The organism is uncultured Acetobacterium sp. (genome assembly GCF_927416815.1).
Taxonomy (GTDB): Bacteria; Bacillota; Clostridia; order Eubacteriales; family Eubacteriaceae; genus Acetobacterium.
In genome coordinates, this window is record NZ_CAKMJU010000026.1 from 29681 (window position 1) to 48542 (window position 18862).

Below are 18862 nucleotides of genomic sequence, written 5' to 3' on the forward strand. Positions count from 1 at the left end.
AATAAAATACTTGTTCTCGGCACCATGAAAAATTTTAATCTCTTACAGACCACCGTCTTTCTTTAATTCTATCGTTAGTTAAGGTTTATTCACTTTTTTATGACCGTATCAGTCAATCTCGAAAAGGATTCTCTTGATCTTTGATTTAGCTAAATTATAGCACGTTTTTTTGAAATGTAAAGACTTTTTTTGTAAACGTTTTTATTTCTTTTGTAAACCTTAAGCATCGGCTTTAATCAGCAGTTCTTGGCGATGAATTTCAATCGTCGGATCAATCAGAAAGAGCTGGCTATTTTGGTTATTAAGACTATCTAAAACCTGTTCCGGTTTGACACATTGTTGCTCAATATAGTGCAATGTCATCTTGATATTGCACTTGTCTTTTTCCGGGTCAGCAAACACTGAAATCGATTCGATAAAGGGTCGAATATCTTTCTCGACAAACTTACCTTTTTTATTTCTTTTCAGCATCAAAACCTGCGGCTGTTCCAGATACATGTCGATGATTTGGGCTAATGCTTTTAAATCTGTTCCAGCCACAACTGTGATCCGAATCCGATAGACACTTTTACAAAGTGATGCTGACAGGGAGATCGCCTTTTCGCCACAGATTTTTGCGCTTGTGATTTCCAGACCACCAGGCAACACCTGATTCATCCGATCAATAAACGCTGCCACTTCGATGTCCTCTGAAACAATCACCTCGCCATACTCCGAGTCGCTAGTCAAACCGACAGACATGGCCAGGGCAAATGACATCCGCGGATGGGGATTAAAGCCCTGGGAGCATTCAACCGGGATGTCAGCCCGCCGAAAAGCCCGCTGAAACAAACGCTGCTGATCCAAATGCGATAAAAACCGCAGGGCTGTCGTGCGCTTAAACTGATATTGTATTTTAACCATTGCATTTCCAGCCTTTCTTAAAATCTAGCATGCCGCAATTTGAGCAGTTTTCGGGGCAGAAGGGTGTCGTTAAAGCCGCCTCGGCTTTTTGTGCCTCGGCTTTTAAAAATTCTTTGGTGACGCCAGTATCAATAAAATCCCAGGGCAGGATTTCGTCAAAGTCACGGTTTCGTAAGGCATAGAAATCCGGATCGATCCCGGCGCTTTCAAAAGCTTCGCTCCATTTTTGCAGATCAAAATATTCGCCCCAGCCATCAAAGCGGCAGCCGATTTGATGGGCTTTTTCAAGTACCAAGCCCAAACGGCGGTCACCCCGGGCAAAAACAGCTTCCAGATAGCTGACCCCGCTATCATGCCAGCTATAAGAAATCTTACGCTCTTTGATGCTGGCTTTTAAATGACGCTGTTTGTTCTTAAATTCTTCGGGGCTGTTTTGTCCCATCCACTGGAAGGGGGTGAACGGTTTTGGCACAAAAGAAGACGCACTTAAAACAACCTTCAGACTTTTATTACGGGACTCCCGATCAATTTTATAATACTCGTCAACGACCTTTTGACCAAGATCGGCAATCCCCTCGATATCTTCTAAGTTTTCTCCCGGCAGACCAATCATGAAATACAGTTTGACATGGCCCCAGCCCTTTTCAAAGGCGGTTTTTACGGTATCGATCAGATTTTCTTCGGTCACACCCTTATTGATGACATCACGCATCCGCTGGGTTCCGGCTTCCGGCGCCAGCGTCAGTCCGGCTTTGCGGACTTTTTGAATTTCTTCTAACATCTCAATGCTTAGCGAATCAATCCGCAGCGATGGCAGTGAAATGCTGACTTTTCCGGTTTCATCGTCACAAACCAGGTTTTTGATCAGGGCTTCAATTTCACTGTAATCACCGGTGCTCAGGGATGACAGCGAAACCTCGTCGTAACCGGTCGCTTTAATCAGGGCTTTAATTTTTGACTGGATGGTGGTTAAGGTTTTTTCGCGGGTCGGACGATAAATCATCCCGGCCTGGCAAAACCGACAGCCCCGTCCGCAGCCTCTAAAAATTTCGTAGCTGATCCGATCATGAACCGTTTCAGTGTAGGACACGACAATTTTATCGGGGAAATAAGCCTGATCGAGATCCTCGATAAATTGCTTGCGGATGGTCGCTGGTGCTTCATCAACGATCGCCGTAAATCCGGTAATCACCCCGGTGTTTTCATCATAGCTGACCGTATAAAAAGCGGGGACATACACCCCTTCAATCTGTGCTGCCATTTTAAGAAAATCGTGACGGTTGCCACCAGTTTTTTTCCACGCTCGGTGGGCGGTCATGATTTTAAGGATCACCTCTTCGGCTTCGCCGATGACAAAGAGATCAATAAAGTCGGCCAGCGGTTCAGGATTATAAGCGCAGGGGCCGCCAGCCATAACAAAGGGCTCATCTTCTTTTCGGCTAGCGCTACGCAGGCTAATCTTTCCCAATGCCAGCATGTTTAAAATATTGCTAAAACTCATTTCATATTGGAGCGTAAATCCGACAAAATCATATTCATGTAAGGGCATCATTGATTCCAGCCCATAGAGAGCCAGATCATGGTGCCGCAATTGCTCTTCCATATCCACCCAGGGAGCAAAGACCCGCTCACACCAGATATCTGCTTGTTCGTTTAGTAATCCATAAAGAATTTTCATGCCCAAATGAGACATGCCCACCTCATAGGTATCAGGGAAGGCAAAGGCATAACGAATCATTTCCGGATTCGGGATCTTATGCACCGCATTGACCTCATTGCCAAGATAGGTGATTGGTTTGGTGACCAGCGGTAAAATATTTTTTTCGATAAAATTATTCATTCATTTCCTCATATTTATAATTTTTTATTGTTTTTTTTTTAGTTGCTGATTTTAACACACCTTATCTTACATGATTCTGATAAGCTTGTATAGTCCCGCCCCAGAATAAATATTCACTTGCTCACAACAAAACCGGCTACTAAGCGAAAAAGTTCATTTGATAAAGGTTATTAAATATGATAAACTACACTCTGTTTTGAAAATCTAATCTTTTGAAAGGAGACTAAATTGATTGAAACAGTAGATGTAGGGGTCTTATCGATTGTTCCTCCGATGATTGCAATTATTTTAGCGCTGATAACCAAGGAAGTTATTTCTGCCTTATTAATCGGCATTTTATCCGGATCGTTGATATATGTATTGGCCAGCGGAGGCGGCATCATCGAAATGGGGACTGTTGCCTTTGGCTTGATGGCCGACACAGTTGGGGTTCCCAGCAAATTTAATATTATTTTATTTCTCGCCCTGTTGGGTGCCCTGGTTTATGTGGTAACCATTGCCGGAGGCTCAAGAGCCTATGGTAATTGGGCATGTACCAAGCTAAAATCCAGACGTAGCGCGCAGCTGGCAACCTCAGCACTCGGGGCAATCATCTTTGTTGATGATTATTTTAATTGCCTGACTGTTGGCACGGTGATGAAACCAGTTACCGATAAATATAATGTTTCGCGGGCAAAGCTGGCTTATATTATTGATTCAACCGCAGCACCAATTTGCATCATCGCGCCGATTTCGAGTTGGGCTGCCGCAGTCGGATCGACGCTTTATGAAACCGGCGCTTTTCAAAATGAACTGGGCGCTTTTGTGTCCACGATACCCTATAACCTTTACGCCATCCTATGTATCTTAATGGTCATTATTCTTTCGGTAACCAACCTGGAATTTGGGCCGATGGCAAAAATTGAAAAACACGCCCAAGCGACTGGCAATCTTGGCGCGGTCGACACTGCCCTCGATGATCATATTCTTAACGATGGCAATGGCACCATTTGGGACTTAATTATTCCGATTGGCGCACTGATTGTGTTCTCAGTCCTTGCCATGCTTCACAACGGCGGTTACTGGTCTGGCCAAGGCTTGTCCCTGGCTGAGGCCTTTGGCAATTGCGACGCCTCGGCTGCACTGGTGATGGGTGGTTTCTGGGCATTGGTCGTTACCTTTTTTCTTTTTGTGCCCCGCAAACTGATCGGCTTTAAAGAATTTATGAGCGGCATTGGCGAAGGCATCAAAACGATGGTACCGGCTTACATCATCCTGACGCTCGCCTGGACGATCGGCGCACTATGTCAGGATCTGCTCGGAACAGGCCTATTTATCGGCGAATTGGTGCAATCAAGCAGTATCCCGGTGGGCTTAATACCAGCGATTATTTTTCTTGTTTCGGCACTCTTATCATTTTCGATCGGTACCGCCTGGGGAACCTTTGGGATTTTTATTCCAATCGTCGTGATGATTTCTCAGTATGCTGCCCCGGAACTGATGGTTGTGACCTTGTCGGCGACCCTGGCCGGTTCCGTTTTTGGCGATCATTGTTCACCGATATCAGATACCACCATCCTGTCCTCAACTGGGGCTGGTTGCGACCATATCCAGCATGTTTCAACGCAAATGCTTTATGCGATTGTAGTTGCCGGCTGTAGTTTTGTCGGCTATCTTGTTGCTGGCTTTACTTACGGAAATCTTTTATTTACCTGGCTATCGGCGATCGGACTCTTAATTGTCTCCTTAGTCGTTTTGCATCGTATTTCAAAAAAGAAACTTGACCACAACGAGCTAGTCAATAATCTCTAAATTTTGTGAGAAATAACGAAAAAATAACCACTACAATTCAAGTGCCCAATATTTCTTTCTACTGAAATATTGGGCACTTTTTTAAACTAACGACAGCTCCAGATTAGTTCACCTTTTCGCTGCTTTAATGATTCGATAATGACTTCATTTTCGGCAATTTCTTCAAGGTATTGAACGATCCGGCTGGACTGGTCTGGATTCTCCAATACGGACAGTTCCCGGGCGTAAATCTCCTTTGCTTTGGCTAAGGGAAAGACCCGTTTATGAATGCCAGTTTCGTAAGTCAGTTCCGGGAACATGGCCTTAGTCCATAAAAGGTTGAAAATATAGTTTAGCTTATTAAACTGACGCACATAGCTCTGGTCGGTCAGGCGGTAGAGTTCTTCTTTTAGACTGCTGTGGCGTTCCACAAAAGATGACAAATAACAGTAGCCTCTGGAGCAATCGATCATCTTATAGAGATGGTCTGGCTTATGAATGGCCGGAGACATACTGGCAATGACCAGATCAAAGGGTTCCGCGGATAAAAAGCTGTCCCAATCGGTGTGAATAAAGACGGTGTTTTTTAGTCCTGCGGCCGCGGCATTTTGGCTGGCATAAGATAGCATCTTTTCGGAAAAATCCAGACCAACCACTTTTTTGGTTTTTTTGGCCAATTCAACCGCAAATTGTCCCGACCCACAGCCGATATCCAGAACCCTTGATTCGGCACTGATGATCCCTTTGTCGAGTAAGCTCTGAACCTTTTCGGTTCGCTTTAACTGGGCATCATCAGTTGACGACGACAGGTTGTAGTCCTCCGCCCGGAAGTCCCAAAATTCAACGGTTGGTTCTTTTTTCTGGTCATCACTTAACCAGAGTTCTTCAAAATATTCGGTATTTAAATGCATCCGCGATTATTCTCCTTTATTTCTTAAATTATCGATTAATAAAAAACAATCCCGCCAGACAAAGCGCAATTCCGACCAGATGATTGGCGGTCAGTACCTCTTTGTAAAACAGCATCCCAATCGGTATCAGCAAAATTGCCAATGAAATATTGGCCACCAGTGAACCCAGGCTGATATCCCAGCCGGCCCGGTAGGCCGTAATATAACCAAACTCCAGAGCCACAACCGAGATCCCCAGGGCGTAGCTTGTCCAATTAAGCCGTTTAAATGATTGGACAATTCCTTCTTCCAAACCATTGCTGACCATCAGGATCAGTGTCAATAGTGCCGCCACCAGATAGGTAACCAGCAGTGACAAAAATGGATTGGCGGTTTCCGGGGTCGACTTGGTACAGATATTATAAAACACATTGGCCGTGACAATTAGAATTATCGGTAGATAGTAGGTTGCTTCATTCACAGCAGTTAAGCCCTCCCCTTTCGATTATTACGGTTTGGCCAATCGCCAGATGGTCGGCTTTTGTTTGCGGACAATCGCTCGTTTCGTCACTCTTTTTTAGCCAGGCCTGCTTAAAATCTTCAGTTAAAGCCCGGATATCGCAATAGGGTTTTTCAATATAAAGCAGCCGTTGGATGACACCTCGCTGGTCTTTTTTTAAATCGAGCAGGGCGATCGATAAACCATTTGCTTGGCTGATCAGGTCGTCACAACTTGAAGCCAGTCGCAAAAAAACATCGCCAAGACCCCAGAAGTCGGGATTAAAGCGGCTGTTAAGCCGTGACTTAGCGCTGGCCGAACCAAAATCAATTAGCGACAGCTGCTGGCCAGTCCATAAAAGATTGTCGGTCTTGATATCGCGGTGACTGATGTTAAGCCCCGACAAGTAATCCATCACGACAATTATTTGCGCCAGGATGGTTGTTATCTCAGCTTTATTAAAGGCGTGATCCCATTCCAACAAATCTGCCAGCGAATGACCGGGCATTTTTTCCATCACCAGTCCATAAAAACCATCCCGATCAATCACCTCAATCAATTTCGGAATTGCCGGATGGTCGATTGTTTTTAGAAACCGGCCTTCCCGTGCCAGTTTTTCTTTGCGGCGCTTGACGTCATTGGCATTAAATATTTTTAAGACATAGTCGCTTTCATCTCGCCTAAGCAGATAGCAGCTGCCAAAACGTCCCTGACCCAGTGCTTTTATTAGCACAAAATGATTAAGGGCTAGGGCTCCCCGGAGGGTGCCTAGACGGCTACCACTCAATCTCATCAACCGATAAGGGTTTCTCATTGAGATAAGACTTTTGTACCTGACCATTTTTCATGATAATGACCTTGTCAGCCATCGGGGTAATGGCCTGGTTATGGGTGATCAGAATAACCGTCATCTTTTCTTTGCGGCTGGTTTCCTGGAGCAGTTTTAAAATATTTTTTCCGGTATTATAGTCCAGGGCGCCGGTCGGTTCGTCACAAAGCAGCAGTTTTGGCCGTTTGGCCAGGGCTCTGGCAATCGCCACCCGCTGCTGCTCGCCGCCAGAAAGCTGCGAAGGAAAATTTCCCAACCGTTCTTCTAGGCCGACACTTTTTAAGACGCTTTCAGCATCCATCGGATCATGACAGATCTGGGTCGCCAATTCAACATTCTCAACCGCGGTCAAATTTTGGATCAGATTATAAAACTGAAAAACAAAGCCGGTGTCATAACGCCGGTATTCCGCCAGCTCCCGGCGGCTTAAGGCCGCCACATCTTTGTCACCAACAATGACCTGACCCTCATCGCAGTTATCCATGCCACCAAGAATATTGAGAACCGTCGTTTTTCCAGCCCCACTGGGGCCAACAACCACCGCAAATTCGCCTTCATCAATAAAAAAATTGATCCCATTGGCCGCGTTGATGGTCACCTCGCCCATATGATAGCGCTTATGCACGTCTTTAAATTCGATAAAATGTTTCATCTTTTTAGTCCTTCTTTTATCATCCTATCGGCGTCGCTGCCGATGCAGTTATTTGCTACTATTATTTTGCTACTATCAGTATATCGAATAAATCACCGAAAAGCCAGATCAGCTCGAAAAAAAAGAAAGGTTTCCCTTTCTTCTGACTGTTAAAAAAGGTAACCCAGTACCGACAATTATTACATCATGTTATTTGCATTGGGGCGAACAGGTTGTTAAACCTGTCCGATTCTTCGCGAAAGCAACGAGCCAATCACAAGCTTGCTTGTAGTTGGCGACTGCTCGCGACTCATGCGAAAGGAGCGTAGCGGATTTCGCATAGCGCAGCAAACAACAGATTAATAATTGGTCGGTACGGTAGTTTAGTGTCACCTTTTCTTTCTGAATTATTTTTTGGCTGGTTCCCATTTGCATCGTACCGGGGAGACAATGGCTTCTTCTTTTTTTAGCTGTTTAAAGGCTTTGTCGATTTCTTTTCGATCAACCTTTAAAGCTTTTTCAACTTCACCGGCCGTCATTGGTTGTCCATGCTGTTCCATATAGGCTAAAATTTTATCCTTCAGTTCCATAATAACCTCCCGATTCATTCACTAATTTTAAGAATTATAGCAAAATAGTCTTAATTCGGGTTTTAATTTATGCCAATGAATTTATTCAAATTCATAAAATTCAAACGCATTAGTTTTCGACAATTGCAATAACGGCAGCTTGATTCATTTTTTTACTTTGCAGCCCCAATAAGTAATTTAGCACTAAAGCAATGGCTGCAAAAACGATGATTACGATAAAGGTAGAGGTGTAACTGCCGCCAGAGCTTTGCAGTAAATAGCTTGAGATCATTGGTCCGATGATTGCCGCCGGTACCAGTAAAAAATTCGATAAACTAAAATTTAGTGGGTAGTTTTTTGAACCAAAGCTGGAATTGATAACCACCGAGGATAAGGCTGGCACCCCACCATAGGTGACTCCCACCGATAAGAGCCCGACAAAGATTAAAATAACATTATTAGTGGACGCTCCTAAAAACAATGCCACGCCTGCCAACAGCAGCAGAATCGTATTAGTTGCCATCGTCTTAGCTCGGCCAACCTTATCAAATAAGGTTCCAATTGCAACCCGGCCACCGCCATTAAAGACAGAAACCAGCAGCCCTAATTGTGCCGGTGCTCCAAAGGCCACCGCAATCGTTGCGGCACTGCCGATGATCAGTAAGCCCGATGCAGTAATCATGATTCCCCAGCAGAAATAGGTCCAGAATACCCCGGTTTTTAACATTTCTCTTGCGCTATAGTCTTTCTTCTGACTGGCTTGCCCATCCGCAGTGACAGCTTTTTTCGGAGCCATCTCTGGTTTTTTAATAAAGAACGATCCCAGCGCCATCACTACCGCTCCCATAATTGCCAGATAAAAAAATGTTTCTAAGACTCCAAAAACACCAATCAAAGAGTTGATCATGGTTCCGAGGATTAAGCCACCCAGACCAAAACCCATCAGCAAAATCCCCGATGCTAAACCGGCTTTTTCTGAAAACCACGGCACGACGGCACTGATGATCGAATTGTAGCCCATCCCGACGGCGGTTCCACAGAGCACTCCATAAAACAGATACAGCAGTATTAAACTCTGTCCCGGTTGACTCGGATCAATTTTCGAGACCCCGAAAAAACCAACAAACAGCATTGCTGCGGCCATTAAAACAATGTATTGGTTTTTAATAAAGCGGGTTAATTGTCCGCTGACAAAACCGCCAATGCAAAAAAAGATAATTGAAATTGTAAAATTAAGTGATAAGTCCGTAACTGTCCATGTCTCAAAGACCTTGTTCAGTGGTGCCCGAAAAATTGACCAGGCATACAATAACCCCAGGAACAACAGCATAATGGTTCCAACACATAGGTAGATCCATCGTTTTAAATTCTCATTTTTCATCATTTCCCTCTGCTTCCAAAAATTTTCTTGTTTTATTGTATCAGCTAGCTAAAGTAAATACAATCACAAATACCAGTAATCGTTTAACATCTTACTGTTGTTTATCATTCTACTGGACAGCGTGTTATAAAAAGATTAAAATAGACCCGAAGCTACTAAAATAGCAGTTACAGGCGGTTACAACAGGAGGAAACTATGGATTATACATTTTTTATCGGCCCGATACTCGGCGGCATTATCGGCCTGATCACCAACGGCATCGCTATTCGGATGCTCTTTCGCCCATTAAAAGCGATCCGGGTTTTTGGCTTGACCCTACCCTTTACCCCGGGCTTAATCCCCAAAGAAAAAGAACGAATCGCCAAATCATTAGGAGATGTGGTAGCCAACAATCTCTTGCATCAGGACGTGATTAAGAATGGTCTGCTGTCTCGCGAAATGGACGATAAGATTGCCCTTGCCGTCAATGATCTGATCACTAAAAAAAGCACCAGCGAGGAAACCCTGCGGGAGCTGTTTTACTCATTTTCTGGCGATGAACGCGGTCAGCTAATGATCACGGATGTTACCAATAAAATGGTCGATTTTTCTTATCAGCGGATGGTAAAAATGGAATTGGGTCCGCTATTATCAGAAATTGCGGTAACCGAAATTGTCAATAATCTTCAGGGTTCGATGTTTGCCATGCTGATCAATGAAAACCTGATCAATTCGGCCAAGCTTAAAATGTCTGAAATCATTGAAGCGATGGTGGTTGACAAAGGCCAAGGGATCCTGGCTGGTATCTTTGAAAAAGAAAGTAACAACCTCTTGGACAAACGGCTTTGCGATCTTTATACGGAATACCAAGATCGGATTCCTGAATTTGTCACCTGGCTTATCTCGACCTATCATCAGCTGATTGATAAAAATATCGGCAACTTAATTCACGCCCTGAATCTTTCAAAACTGGTCGAAGATCAGATTAACGGCTACGATGTCCTGACTTTTGAAAAATTGATTCTGGCAATCATGCGCAAAGAACTAAACGCGATTGTCTGGCTGGGCGGCTTATTGGGCTGCATCATGGGACTGGTTATGTCCTTTGTCTAAGCGCATTTTAAATTAGAATAATTTCGCAAGTGATCATCGATCTGAATAACCCCGCGGATTGATTTGAACAGGTTTTAAAACAGCTATTAAAAAAGGAGCTAGTAATGACAAAAAAAGTAGAAATTAACTGGGATCAACTGGGTTTTGATTATCTTAAAACCGATTATCGCTATCTGTCTTTCTGGAGAGATGGCTGCTGGGATGATGGTATATTAACCGAAGACAATGTCCTGCACCTGGGCGAAGCAGCGCCCTGTTTACACTACGGGCAACAATGTTTTGAAGGATTAAAGGCCTATCGAACTAAAAATGGGGCGATTAATTTGTTCAGGATTGAACAAAATGCCCGCCGCTTTAAGGAATCCTGCCAGCGGCTGCTAATGCCCGCTATTCCGGAGCAGACCTTTATTCGCGCCTGCCTCGATGTCATCAAGGCCAACCAAGCCTATATTCCGCCTTATGGAAGCGGCGGCTCACTGTATCTCCGACCAATGATGATTGGGGTAAATAATAGCATGGCCGTTAAGCCAGCCACCGAATACCTGTTCACCGTTTTTTGTATGCCGGTGGGCTCCTATTTTAAGGGCGGCATGCGACCGGTCAATTTCATGGTAACCGACTATGATCGGGCGGCCGCTAACGGAACCGGCCAGCAAAAGGTTGGCGGCAACTATGCGGCTTCGATGCTGGCACACGAAATTGCCGTCAAAAAAGGCTTTGCCGATTGCATTTATCTGGATCCTACCACCCATACCAAGATCGAAGAGGTTGGGGCGGCCAATTTCTTTGGGATAACCAGAGACAACCGCTTTGTCACCCCCGCTTCGCCCTCGATCTTACCCAGCATCACCAAATATTCACTGCTGTATCTGGCCGAACATCGTTTAGGCATGGCCGTCTCGGAAGACGATGTTTTCATTGACGAGCTGGATCAGTTCACCGAAGCCGGCGCCTGTGGCACCGCCGCTGTGATCACCCCGATCGGCGGAATTTTTCATCACAACCGACTCCACGTTTTTTACAGCGAAACCGAGGTCGGTCCAGTAACCAAAAAACTCTATGACACCCTCACCGCCATCCAACTCGGCGATCTGGAAGCGCCACAAGGCTGGATTACGAAACTATAATTGTCGGTACGGTAGGTTTTGACTACTTCAGACGATGGGTTTATTTCCCATCGTTTTTTTGCTTTTTGTGAACTGGTGGTTTCTGCTTTTTCTTTTTCCGGACTGAATATCCAAAGCTGCCGAGCTTTTCTCCCAGCCCAAAATACTCGCCGTGAACGTAGGCCAGTAGCTTGGCTTTATCGAGATGGAGTTTGCCATTGGCGTCAATTAGCGTATCTTCCACATGGACCGCCAGAATCTCAGCGATAAACAGATCATGGGTACCCAGCGCGATGATTTCTTTGACCCGACATTCTAAACTGAGCGGGCTATCTGACAAGATCGGACAGGCCACCGTATCTCCGGGGGTTGTTTTGAGCTTCATGGTCTCAAATTTATTGATCTCCCGGCCAGACCGTACCCCACAAAAATCAACCGCCTTAACCAAGGCTTCGGTCGAAAGATTGATCGTAAACTCCCGGCTTTTGGTGATAATTTGATAGGATAAACGGCTCGGTCGCAGCGAAATATAGGTCATCGGCGGTTTGGTATTGAGAACCCCAGTCCAACCAACGGTTAGAATATTAGCCGAGGCCGCCTCGCCACAGCTTACCAATACCGGCGGAACCGGCGCCAATAGCACCGATCCTGGCCACTTTGTTTTACTCATTTAGCTTTTCTCCTTTATTTGCGATTGAACCATTATAACAGTTTTACGATGATATTAAAAATAATAAAAACTTGCTTATGGCATCACGCAGAGATAAAAGATTCAATTAAACCATTTAAAGACAATTTTTCTTGCAATTCTTATGATAAATCGATAGTATTATAATAACAACAGACAATGGACAGGAGAATTATGAAAACAGAATTATTATTCCTAATTAAACGCCTATGTGATCTCGAAGAAGAATTCATGGAGCTGACCGAAGAAGAAAAAGAAATTGTAGTGACCACCGCTGAAAGCATGACCGGAAGTCTTGTCTTTTTATTGGAAGCGCTTGAAGATTATTCAATGAGCGGTTATTATGACGAAGATTAACAATGTTTAAAAGGAAATAAAAAATTAAGGAGGTAATTTCGATGAAAGTAGCCGCTTTTGTATCCAGTATGGTTGCCCTTGTGCTCGGCGCAGCCGCCCTTACCCTAAGCATTATTGCCATTTCAAAAACTGCCCGTTAGCGACAAAAGAGCAGCGCATTACAGCGCTGCTCTTTTGTTAATCCGTTTTTACGGCCTTTTATTTTCTGTTTTCAGGCTTTTCTAACCGCTCCAGAAAATCGGTTGAATAGGCCAGGGTCTCAGTCGGACAGCTATCGACACAGTGACCACAACCGACGCAGCGCAGCTCGGATACAGGACTGCCGGTGGCGGCAATCGATTTTATATCGATCGCCATCGGACAGGCGCTATTGCAGCTTCCGCATTGGATGCAATTGGTCTGATTGGTTTTTATTTTCTGACCAGCCAACTTGCCCAGCAGGCCGACAAGCGTTCCCAGCGGACAATAAAAACAATAGCCCCGTCCAATAAAGACAACCCAGAAAAACATTGCCATTAGCAGCTCGGCCGAGAGATATTTATAGGTTTCAATTTTTGCCACCGTATCACTGATGTTCATTGGCATTCCCAACAAAGATAAGAACCAATAGGCAGTAAAAGCGACGGCAATCGCCAGAAAAAGCCAGCGCAGGATCGCAAAGATTTTCAAACCACCGGGCTTAACTTTTTTCTTTTGACCCAGCAAGGGGAAAACTGGATCAAAAACCTCGCTGGCAAAACCATTAAACAAGCACAGCGTTGCGCATTGCCAGCGTCGTCCCAATAGCAAGGTTCCGACAAAGACCAAGATGGTGACAATTAGATAAAAAAGCAGCGCCAAAGAGATCCCGGTGAGGCCAAAGATCGGCAAATATTTAAGATAAAAGGCGGTGTTAGGGTCGATCAGCTGTAGCGGGATGGTAGTCCAGGGTAGCGGCATCGCAAAAAAGTAGAGCTCCTGATTGTTTAATAGAATTGGCCCAAAAATATGGACGACCAAGGCCGCTAGGATAAAACCGATCAGATTGCGCTTTCGCATCACAGTCCGTTTTGATGAGCCGATAATTCGCAGCGTTAAAAAGCTGCCCACAACAATAAAAATGGTCTTGACCCAGTTTTCATAAAATCCCCATAACCAGGTGATAAATGCCGCCACTTGAGGGCTAGCGCGACTGAGATAACCAAAATTTAGGCCGGCAATGATCAGACAGAGAATGATATAAACCGCTAAGATTGTTTTTAGTACTTTTACTTCTCGGGAATTTTGTTGATCTGTCATGGCGCTCCTTTCCTCCGGTTAAATTTATTTTCTCTTGATCACAAAAACTATTTCTCAACCGCATCGATGGCCGATTCGGCATCGTCGACGGTTTTCTCGGGGGTGGTTGGCGACAGGGTCATGAAAAAACCATTGGTTTGATCGATAAAGGCCTCAGCGCTATCAAAGCTGACATCCAGGAGGTGCCCGCCCTTGCTGCGGTCATCAGAAATAAAATGAAAATGATAGCCTTTGACATTTAAACCACCAATCTCTTCCGGGCACCACAATCCCACTAAGGTGCCTGGAATCTCTTGATAGTCAAAAATCGACTGGTTCTTGACAACTTCAGAAAGCACCGGATAGGGTTTTTGCTGGCTGGCTACTGACCGCGCTTTAATGGTATTAAAGGTGGCATCAATCCGAAACAGATAAAAAGAAGCCGGATTGGTTATGTGTTTGTCGAGTTCTTCTTGCAGGGCTTCGAGGCTGGCTATTTTTCCCAGCGACTGGGTGAACTCCTCATCAAAATAGGTAACTGCGGCAAAGGGGGTAGTCTCAGTATCGGGAACTTCCACCACTTGACCACTGGCTTTAACCTTGTAGACAGTCTTGTCAATCATCACCAGCTCGCCGTCGAGGGCGTTAAAGGTGCCGATGCCGACATCCCCGTGTTGCTTTAATTCGCCAAAGCTGACAAAGCCGTCGTAATTGCCGGCTAGCAGGGAATTAATGGTCGACACCTGGAAGAGGGTTTCTTCTTTTACAGCGGCGCTATCGCTGCTGCTGGTAGTTGCCGCACATCCGGCAAAGCTTAAGACCGCTAGCAGCGATAAAACGATTACTTTAATTTTTGTTTTCATAGTGCTCCTCATTTCTGTATTTATAATTCGAAAATAATAATTCAAATTAATAATCCGATTTTACACCGCAATTCCAATCGATGCAATCGAAATAATCAAATGTTTCTTGCTGTCCACCAAAAAAACGCAAATAAATTAATTTGGCAACGACTGATCGGTATTGACGGCGGTTTTAAGCAATGCTAAAATGATAGCGGTTGAGACTATGGCTTCTTTCGTCCTACAAAAGCCCTGACAGCCACAAAGGAGGAATTATGACTACATTTATTATCGGACTACTTATTTTAATCCTGGGCGGCTTTTTTTACGGCAAGCTGGTCGAGCGGGTCTTTGCCCCAGATGATCGGCCGACCCCGGCCATCAGCCAGGCCGATGGCGTCGATTTTGTCGTGATGCCAAAATGGAAAAACCAGTTAATTCAGTTACTAAATATTGCCGGTACCGGTCCGGTGCTCGGTCCAATTCAGGGGATTCTGTTTGGGCCGCTGGCCTTTATTACCATCCCGATCGGCTGCGTGCTGGCCGGGGCGGCGCATGATTATCTTACTGGAATGATCTCGATTCGCAACGGTGGCGCCCAAATGCCGCGGCTGATTGGCCAGTATCTGGGCACCAAAACCAAGCGTTTTTATACCCTGGTGTTATGGTTGCTACTTTTTCTAGTCGGCGGCGTTTTTATCTATACGCCTGGCGATCTGATTACCAAAGATATCCTAAAACAGGATGCCAGCCCCCAGAGCTTAACCGTCTGGATTGTTTATGGCGGTATCTTCATCTACTATTTAATCGCCGCTTTTTTTCCAATCGATAAGATAATCGGCCGCGTTTATCCGATTTTTGGTGCCTTTTTAATCATCTCAGCGGTTGGAATTTTTGTCGGCGTTTTAAGAAATGGTGGAATCAATCTGGTAAACTTATCCTGGGAAACCTTACCCCAGCACCCCCTCGGCCAGAGCTTTGTTCCTGTCTTCTTTATCACTGTTGCTTGCGGGATCCTTTCCGGTTTCCATGGTACCCAGGCGACCCTGATTTCGCGGACGATGGCCTCGGAGAAAGAGGGGCGCGGAACCTTTTACAATATGATGATCGTGGAAGGCTTCATTGCGATGTGTTGGGCTGCCGGAGCGATGATTCTGTTTGATCAGGGCGTCGATTTAAGCACCGGGGCGACCGCCATGGTCGGCCTGATCTCGCAGCAATTTCTGGGACCAATCGGTGCCTATTTTGCGATCCTTGGAGTCATCGTTTTACCAATCACTTCCGGCGATACCGCTTTTCGTTCGCTGCGGCTGATGATGGCCGAGACCTTCAACATTGATCAGACCAACCTCAAAAAACGCTTGCTAACCACCCTGATCATCTTTGTCCCGGCGATCGTGATTTTGGTGTTTGCTAAAACCTCGCCTAATGGTTTTAATTTACTGTGGCAGTATTTTGGTTTTACCAATCAATTTGTGGCTCTTTTCGCGTTGGCGATGGCAGCGGTCTATTTGATGAGCAAGCAAAAAACAGTCTGGATTGCCCTAATCCCGGGGATGTTTTACACCTTTATCGTGATTAGTTATATCTGTCATGCCCCGATTGGTCTGGGGCTGGAACCGCGACTCGGCCCTTTGGTCGGCATTGACCCCAACTCTTATATCCTGTCCTATCTGGTTGGTGCAGCGGCGTCGATACTCTATATGGTGCTGATCTTAAAACACGGCCGACCGGATGTGGATCAGCTCCAACCCTCATCACTGCCTGACGATCTTTAAAATCAATACCACCTAGTCTCCCGTAACGCGAAAGGCCCATGATCATCGTAGACGATAATCATGGGCCTTTTATTTTTTTGTTGGGATTATTTGATTTTTTAACGTTGGATGAACCCATTACATCACGTCAACCCGGGGGCTTGTCAAGGTACTGTATTGATATCTGCGACTCTTTTTTTATCTCATTTACGGGATTTTATTTTATGAAAACGATGCGTGCAAAAGTTGACTTGACAATTAAAAATTCTTTCGTTAATATAGATAGCATGCTATGTATTGAGGAGGCGTGATGAATAAACAAAGCTTTAATTTTGGAAAAACGGTGAAACAATTAAACAATATCATGGAAATGCAATTCAATCATTCGTTGAAACAATGGGATCTGACCTCATCGCAGTTTTCTGTGATTATGTATCTGTTGCACAATCAGGATCAGGAAATTAATCAAAAAATGATTGAAACGGCCTTCTTACTTAAAGGCCCAACGGTTACCGGGATTGTCAAACGCTTAGTCGAAAAGGGTTTTATCCGACGGCGGCCAGATGCTCTGGATCGGCGGATTAATTATCTGGAGCTGACTGAAAAAGGACTGGCGCTAGAAACGATTGTCTGCGCCGAGATCACCCGACTCGAAGCTGCTACCCTTCGCGGTATTTCAGACGACCATCTTGATCTGCTCGAAGCGCTCCTTTCCCAAATTCTAAAAAACCTCACCGACCCCTCCCCGACTACTGAATAGGACTAAGCCTTCTTAGAATGGCTGGAAAATTGATAAGACTGGATGATGCCTGGCTCAATGGTTATCTTGATTGACTATTTTATTTGAAGACTTAGATTAAAGATTTAGTTTGACCCTCGGCTTACCTGGCAATCATCAATCACTGTGATTAACGAAAGGAACAATGATGAAAAACGATTTATTTGAAAAGTACCCCGTCCCCAAGGCGGTGCTAACCCTGGCCATTCCAACGATGCTGAGCATGCTGGTGACGATCGTCTACAACATGGCCGACACTTTTTTTGTCGGCCAAACCGGAGACCCCAATCAGGTGGCGGCAGTCTCGCTGACGATGCCGATATTTTTCCTGCTGATGGCCTTTGGCAATATTTTTGGGATCGGCGGCGGATCCTATATCTCCCGGCTTTTGGGCGAACGCCGCAACAGCGATATCAAACACACCTCCGCCTTTAGTTTTTATGGCTCTATTGCACTGGGGCTAATTGGTATGACTGCCTTCCTGCTGTTTATGGAACCGGTACTGCGGATGGCAGGAGCGAGTGATAACACGATTGGTTTTGCTAAGGGTTATCTGACGGTAATTGCCTATGGCGCTGTTGCCATCTGCCTTCAGAATTCGCTGGCTCAGATCGTCCGTTCAGTTGGCGCGGCCAAAGAATCGATGATCGGGATGATGATTGGAACCGTGGTCAATATTATCCTCGATCCGATTATGATTTTAACACTTAACATGGGTGTTGTCGGGGCAGCCTGGGCAACAGTGATTGGAAATGCCTGTGCCGTCATTTATTTTATCTATTATATGACTAAAAAAACCGATGTCTTATCGATTTCGCCCCGCGATTTAAAATTTGATAGCGCCATCGCCAAGAATACCTTTGCCATCGGTCTGCCAGCCTCGATCAATAATATTCTGATGAGTTTCTCAATGATGATTCTGAATAATTTTGCTTCCTCATATGGCGATATCGTGATTGCCGCTTTCGGCGTTTCCGGTCGGGTTTTTTCGATCGTGGTGATGCTGGCTTTAGGTCTGGCGATGGGGATACAACCCTTTATTGGCTACAATTACGCCCAGCAGAATTATCAACGGATGAATGATGCGATCAAATTTGCTGCCGTCATCGGGATGATCATGGGAGCTGTGGTGATGGTAGTGACGATGATTTTCGCGACCGAAATTATTTCCTTTTTTATCAATGATCCCGAAGTGGTTGAAATCGGAGCCTATATTCTGGTAATCCAGATGCTGGTCAGCCCCTTTCTGGGGCTTCAGTTTATTGTTACGACCGTCTATCAATCGCTCGGCAAGGCCATTCCTTCACTGATCCTTACGGTTTGCCGACAGGGTCTGGCATTTATCCCGATTCTGATTATCGGCTCCTCACTATTTCAGCTTCAAGGTGTGATCTGGGCACAGCCGCTGGCCGATGTCTTCTCGATCGTGCTGGCAGTGTCGATGTACACCGTCACCTACCGCAAACTGCGTGCCAGCAAAGCCGAACCGCTTTCGCTAGTCATCGAAGACGGCCTGGCCTAAACGAAAAAAGCATCCTAATCGATAGGATGCTTTTTTGTTTTGAATGCTTTTAGATGAAATACTTTTAGTTGAAATGCTTTTAGATGAAATACTTTTTTTTCAATTCGTTTTTTGATCAGCCATTATTACTAGTGTGCTGATTTAAACCGAT

General features: G+C 45.1%; 17 protein-coding genes and 1 pseudogene. 7 read left to right on the top strand and 11 right to left on the bottom strand.

Annotation, left to right across the window (positions count from 1 at the left end):
• Positions 1-219 precede the first annotated feature (219 nt).
• Together QZ998_RS04280 and QZ998_RS04285 are read right to left on the bottom strand one after the other, a co-directional pair.
• Positions 220-903, bottom strand: a complete 684-nt coding sequence (locus tag QZ998_RS04280; protein ID WP_296558305.1) for a TIGR03936 family radical SAM-associated protein — start codon at positions 901-903, stop codon at positions 220-222.
• Positions 896-2743, bottom strand: a complete 1848-nt coding sequence (locus QZ998_RS04285) for a TIGR03960 family B12-binding radical SAM protein (RefSeq protein WP_296558307.1) — start codon at positions 2741-2743, stop codon at positions 896-898. The genes QZ998_RS04280 and QZ998_RS04285 overlap by 8 nt, the downstream gene beginning before the upstream one ends.
• A gap of 228 nt (positions 2744-2971) precedes the next feature.
• Between QZ998_RS04285 and QZ998_RS04290 the strand changes: the two genes are divergently transcribed.
• Entirely contained in the window at positions 2972-4534 is a 1563-nt protein-coding gene (locus tag QZ998_RS04290) for a Na+/H+ antiporter NhaC family protein (RefSeq protein ID WP_366512390.1), read from the top strand.
• A gap of 86 nt (positions 4535-4620) precedes the next feature.
• On the opposite strand, the gene QZ998_RS04295 is transcribed toward QZ998_RS04290, so the two are convergent.
• The 6 genes from QZ998_RS04295 to QZ998_RS04320 all read right to left on the bottom strand — a co-directional run bounded on the left by QZ998_RS04295 (position 4621) and on the right by QZ998_RS04320 (position 9312).
• A complete protein-coding gene (locus QZ998_RS04295) occupies positions 4621-5424 on the bottom strand; it encodes a class I SAM-dependent methyltransferase (RefSeq protein ID WP_296558309.1) in 804 nt (267 codons plus the stop codon).
• Positions 5425-5452: 28 nt separating this feature from the next.
• Positions 5453-5884 carry an EamA family transporter gene (locus QZ998_RS04300; RefSeq protein WP_296558311.1) on the bottom strand — a complete coding sequence of 144 codons (432 nt, stop codon included), beginning with the start codon at positions 5882-5884 and terminating at the stop codon, positions 5453-5455.
• Complete coding sequence (locus tag QZ998_RS04305) at positions 5877-6689, bottom strand: protein kinase (protein WP_296558313.1); 813 nt, start codon at positions 6687-6689, stop codon at positions 5877-5879. Before QZ998_RS04305 ends, QZ998_RS04300 begins: the two co-directional genes overlap by 8 nt.
• Positions 6679-7383, bottom strand: coding sequence for an ABC transporter ATP-binding protein (locus tag QZ998_RS04310; protein ID WP_296558315.1), 705 nt, complete (start codon positions 7381-7383; stop codon positions 6679-6681). The genes QZ998_RS04305 and QZ998_RS04310 overlap by 11 nt, the downstream gene beginning before the upstream one ends.
• Positions 7384-7769: 386 nt before the next feature.
• Positions 7770-7952, bottom strand: coding sequence for a transcriptional regulator (locus QZ998_RS04315; protein ID WP_296558317.1), 183 nt, complete (start codon positions 7950-7952; stop codon positions 7770-7772).
• 109 nt (positions 7953-8061) lie between these two features.
• Complete coding sequence (locus tag QZ998_RS04320) at positions 8062-9312, bottom strand: MFS transporter (protein ID WP_296558319.1); 1251 nt, start codon at positions 9310-9312, stop codon at positions 8062-8064.
• 195 nt (positions 9313-9507) lie between these two features.
• Between QZ998_RS04320 and QZ998_RS04325 the strand changes: the two genes are divergently transcribed.
• Both QZ998_RS04325 and QZ998_RS04330 read left to right on the top strand, forming a co-directional pair.
• Positions 9508-10404: a DUF445 family protein gene (locus QZ998_RS04325; RefSeq protein ID WP_296558320.1), complete on the top strand. Its 897-nt coding sequence runs from the start codon at positions 9508-9510 to the stop codon at positions 10402-10404.
• A 95-nt stretch (positions 10405-10499) separates the two neighbouring features.
• Positions 10500-11531: pseudogene (locus QZ998_RS04330) on the top strand (branched-chain amino acid aminotransferase); the annotation flags it as partial.
• Between the two features lie 40 nt (positions 11532-11571).
• On the opposite strand, the gene QZ998_RS04335 reads toward QZ998_RS04330, so the two are convergent.
• Positions 11572-12180, bottom strand: a complete 609-nt coding sequence (locus QZ998_RS04335) for a flavin reductase family protein (RefSeq protein ID WP_296558321.1) — start codon at positions 12178-12180, stop codon at positions 11572-11574.
• A gap of 192 nt (positions 12181-12372) precedes the next feature.
• Here QZ998_RS04335 and QZ998_RS04340 point away from each other — a divergent pair, with 192 nt between their 5' ends.
• Positions 12373-12555 (top strand): hypothetical protein, encoded by a 183-nt coding sequence (locus QZ998_RS04340; protein WP_296558323.1) that lies wholly within the window; start codon positions 12373-12375, stop codon positions 12553-12555.
• A 198-nt stretch (positions 12556-12753) separates the two neighbouring features.
• Here the strand turns inward: QZ998_RS04340 and QZ998_RS04345 are convergent, their stop codons facing one another.
• Together QZ998_RS04345 and budA are read right to left on the bottom strand one after the other, a co-directional pair.
• Positions 12754-13833, bottom strand: coding sequence for a 4Fe-4S binding protein (locus tag QZ998_RS04345; protein WP_296558325.1), 1080 nt, complete (start codon positions 13831-13833; stop codon positions 12754-12756).
• A 47-nt stretch (positions 13834-13880) separates the two neighbouring features.
• Positions 13881-14675 (bottom strand): acetolactate decarboxylase, encoded by a 795-nt coding sequence (budA, locus tag QZ998_RS04350; protein ID WP_296558327.1) that lies wholly within the window; start codon positions 14673-14675, stop codon positions 13881-13883.
• A 254-nt stretch (positions 14676-14929) separates the two neighbouring features.
• On the opposite strand from budA, the gene QZ998_RS04355 reads away from it, so the two are divergent.
• The 3 genes from QZ998_RS04355 (at position 14930) to QZ998_RS04365 (ending at position 18711) form a co-directional block, all read left to right on the top strand.
• Positions 14930-16432 carry a carbon starvation CstA family protein gene (locus tag QZ998_RS04355; RefSeq protein ID WP_296558329.1) on the top strand — a complete coding sequence of 501 codons (1503 nt, stop codon included), beginning with the start codon at positions 14930-14932 and terminating at the stop codon, positions 16430-16432.
• A gap of 289 nt (positions 16433-16721) precedes the next feature.
• A complete protein-coding gene (locus QZ998_RS04360) occupies positions 16722-17171 on the top strand; it encodes a MarR family winged helix-turn-helix transcriptional regulator (protein ID WP_296558330.1) in 450 nt (149 codons plus the stop codon).
• Positions 17172-17337: 166 nt separating this feature from the next.
• The gene (locus QZ998_RS04365; RefSeq protein ID WP_296558332.1) at positions 17338-18711 is read left to right on the top strand and encodes an MATE family efflux transporter; all 1374 of its coding nucleotides are present in this window, start codon (positions 17338-17340) and stop codon (positions 18709-18711) included.
• Positions 18712-18862 lie beyond the last annotated feature (151 nt).

Excerpts from the sequence above, each read along its gene's own strand:
- QZ998_RS04280 (WP_296558305.1), bottom strand. The coding sequence starts at position 903 with ATGGTTAAAATACAATATCAGTTTAAGCGCACGACAGCCCTGCGGTTT.
- QZ998_RS04285 (WP_296558307.1), bottom strand. The coding sequence starts at position 2,743 with ATGAATAATTTTATCGAAAAAAATATTTTACCGCTGGTCACCAAACCA.
- QZ998_RS04295 (WP_296558309.1), bottom strand. The coding sequence starts at position 5,424 with ATGCATTTAAATACCGAATATTTTGAAGAACTCTGGTTAAGTGATGAC.
- QZ998_RS04310 (WP_296558315.1), bottom strand. The coding sequence starts at position 7,383 with ATGAAACATTTTATCGAATTTAAAGACGTGCATAAGCGCTATCATATG.
- QZ998_RS04315 (WP_296558317.1), bottom strand. The coding sequence starts at position 7,952 with ATGGAACTGAAGGATAAAATTTTAGCCTATATGGAACAGCATGGACAA.
- QZ998_RS04320 (WP_296558319.1), bottom strand. The coding sequence starts at position 9,312 with ATGAAAAATGAGAATTTAAAACGATGGATCTACCTATGTGTTGGAACC.
- QZ998_RS04325 (WP_296558320.1), top strand. The coding sequence starts at position 9,508 with ATGGATTATACATTTTTTATCGGCCCGATACTCGGCGGCATTATCGGC.
- QZ998_RS04335 (WP_296558321.1), bottom strand. The coding sequence starts at position 12,180 with ATGAGTAAAACAAAGTGGCCAGGATCGGTGCTATTGGCGCCGGTTCCG.
- QZ998_RS04340 (WP_296558323.1), top strand. The coding sequence starts at position 12,373 with ATGAAAACAGAATTATTATTCCTAATTAAACGCCTATGTGATCTCGAA.
- QZ998_RS04345 (WP_296558325.1), bottom strand. The coding sequence starts at position 13,833 with ATGACAGATCAACAAAATTCCCGAGAAGTAAAAGTACTAAAAACAATC.
- budA (WP_296558327.1), bottom strand. The coding sequence starts at position 14,675 with ATGAAAACAAAAATTAAAGTAATCGTTTTATCGCTGCTAGCGGTCTTA.
- QZ998_RS04355 (WP_296558329.1), top strand. The coding sequence starts at position 14,930 with ATGACTACATTTATTATCGGACTACTTATTTTAATCCTGGGCGGCTTT.
- QZ998_RS04360 (WP_296558330.1), top strand. The coding sequence starts at position 16,722 with ATGAATAAACAAAGCTTTAATTTTGGAAAAACGGTGAAACAATTAAAC.
- QZ998_RS04365 (WP_296558332.1), top strand. The coding sequence starts at position 17,338 with ATGAAAAACGATTTATTTGAAAAGTACCCCGTCCCCAAGGCGGTGCTA.